1 protein-coding gene is annotated in these 2,788 nt (G+C 78.1%); it reads left to right on the top strand.

The window, feature by feature from the left end; translation table 11 throughout:
• Positions 1-383: 383 nt before the first annotated feature.
• Positions 384-2,788 (top strand): ABC transporter permease (locus tag PYV61_RS23575; RefSeq protein WP_275836312.1); only part of this gene is annotated, 2,405 nt, incomplete at its 3' end.

Genomic DNA, 2,788 nt, shown 5'->3' on the forward strand with positions numbered 1-2,788 from the left:
CGCTGCCGCGCAGCTCCGCGCCGGCCGGCGCCCCCTCGACGCGGACGCGGAAGAGCGCGCCCTGGCGCGGGCGCGCGGGGACGGCGACGAGGCGCGCGCCGTCGCACGGGGGCTGGAGCGTCGCGGCGACGAGGGAGACGAGGAGGAGCATGCGGCGGGCGGGTGGCGAGAGTCGGGCCGCGGATGCTACCCCCGGTGTCCGCATCCGGACACCGCGTTCCCACAAGCGCGCACGCGCCCCCGCGCGGGCCGCCGGGCCCGTCACGCCAACCGACTGGTGTGCAATGACTTGCGACGCGATCCCGACCCCTCGGCGACCGGCATGGCTCTTCCCTTGGGGACGGGCGTCTCCCCCGCCCCGCCTCCCCCGCCCCGCCGCCGTCGTGCTCACCGACCTCCGCCGCGCCTGCCGCGCGCTCGCCCGGACGCCCGGCTTCACCGCCGTCGCGGTCCTGACCCTGGCCCTCGGCGTCGGCGCCACCACGGCCATGTTCAGCGTCGTCAACGGCGTGCTCCTCAAGCCGCTGCCGTTCGCCGACGCGGGGCGGCTGGTGAGCCTCGCGCACCGCGCGCCCGGGGCGAACCTCGAGCGCGTGAACCAGGGCGCCCCGACGTACTTCACCTACCTCGACCACCAGCGCGTGTTCGAGGGGATCGGCGCGTGGGACACGCGGCAGGTCTCGATCACCGGGCGCGCGGAGCCCGAGCGCGTGGAGGCGCTCGCCGTCTCGGCGGCCACGCTGCCGCTGCTCGGCGTGCGCCCGACGCTCGGGCGGCTGTTCACGCGCGACGAGGACGCGCCCGGCGCGCCGCCGCGCGTCGTCCTCACGCACGGCGCCTGGCAGCGCTGGTTCGGCGGCGCCGCCGACGCGGTGGGGCGCACCGTCGCGATCGACGGCGCGGTGGCCGAGGTGGTCGGCGTGCTCCCGGCGTCGTTCCGCTTCCTGCGCGCGGACCCGGAGGTCGTGGTCCCGCTCCAGATCGACCGCGCCGACGCGTCGGCCGGGATCAGCTTCGGCTTCGAGTCGTTCGCCCGCCTGAGGCCGGGCGTCACGCGCGAGCAGGCGGCCGCCGACGTGGCGCGCATGATCCCGCTGCACCCGGACGCGCTGGCGTCGCTGCGCCTGGAGCCGACGGTGCGCCCGCTGGCCGACGAGGTGGTGGGCGGCGTCGGCGACGTGCTCTGGGTGCTGCTCGGCGCGGTCGGCGTCGTGCTGCTCGTCGCCTGCGCGAACGTCGCCAACCTGCTGCTGATCCGCGCCGAGGGGCGGCAGCAGGAGTTCGCGGTGCGGACGGCGCTCGGCGCCAGCCGCGGGCGCATCGCGCGCGGCGTGCTCGCCGAGGGGATGGCGCTCGCGCTGGCGGCCGGCGCGCTCGGCCTCGTCTTCACCGAGGGGGCGATCGCGCTGCTGAAGCGCCTCGCGCCGGCGCAGCTGCCGCGCGTCGAGGAGATCGCGGTCGACCCGACGGTGCTGCTGTTCACGCTGGCCGTCGCCGCGGCGGCGGGCACGCTCTCGGGGCTCGTGACCGTGGCCCGCGGCGGGGTCCCGAACGCAACCGCGCTGCGCGAGGGCGGGCGCGGGGCGAGCGACGGGCCGGCGCGGCGGCGCACGCGCGACGCGCTGGTCGTCGCCGAGGTGGCGCTGGCGCTCGTGCTGCTCGTGGTGTCGGGGCTCATGGTGCGCACCTTCGTCGCGCTGCGGCAGGTCGACCCGGGCTTCGCGCGCCCGGAGACGGTGCAGACGTTCCGCGTCGCGGTCCCGGGCGACGGCGCGGAGCCGGCGGCGGTCGCGCGCACGCACCGCGAGATCGCCGCGCGGATCGCGCGCGTCCCCGGCGTGACGGCGGTCGGCATGGCGTCGCACGTCACCATGGACGGCGAGGACAACACCAACCCGGTGTACGTCGAGGGGGAGCCGGTCGCCGCCGGCGCGCTCCCGCCGACGCGGCGGTACAAGACGGTGGCGCCCGGCTTCTTCGAGACGATGGGGATCCCGGTGGTGGCCGGGCGCGCCGTGACCTGGGACGACGTCGAGGCGGCGCGCCCGGTGGCGGTCGTGTCGGCGGCGCTGGCGCGCGCGCACTGGGGCGACCCGGCGCGCGCGATCGGCAGGCGCGTGCGCGGGAGCCCGGAGCTGCCGTGGCGCGAGGTCGTCGGCGTCACCGGCGACGAGCGCGACGACGGGCTCGACGCGCCGGCGACGCCGATCGTGTACTGGCCGATGCTCAACGACACCTACCAGCGCCCGACGATGGCGTACGCGGTGCGCTCGGCGCGCGTCGGGTCGCCGACGTTCCTGCGCGAGCTGCGGCAGGCCGTGTGGGCGGTGGACCCGTCGCTCCCGGTGGCGGCGGTGCGCACGCTCGACGACATCGCCGCCGACTCGACGCGCCGCGCGTCGTTCGCGATGGTGATGCTGGCGCTCGCCGCCGGGATGGCGCTGTTCCTCGGGCTGGTCGGGATCCACGGCGTGATCGCCTACGCGACGTCGCGGCGCACGCGCGAGGTGGGGCTCCGCGTCGCCCTGGGCGCGCAGCCGCGCGCGGTGCGCTGGCTGTTCGTGCGCGAGGGGCTGACGCTCACCGCGGTCGGGATCGCGATCGGCGTCGCGGCGTCGCTGGCGGCCACGCGGCTCATGGCGGCGCTGCTGTTCGGCGTCGCGCCCACCGACCCGCTCACCTACCTCGCCGTGTCGGCGGGGCTGGCGGCGGTGGCCGCCGTGGCCGCGTGGCTCCCCGCGCGCCGCGCCCCGCGCCTCGACCCGGCCGCGGCGCTGCGGGCGATCGC

Source organism: Roseisolibacter sp. H3M3-2, assembly GCF_029211165.1.
Classification (GTDB): domain Bacteria; phylum Gemmatimonadota; class Gemmatimonadetes; order Gemmatimonadales; family Gemmatimonadaceae; genus Roseisolibacter.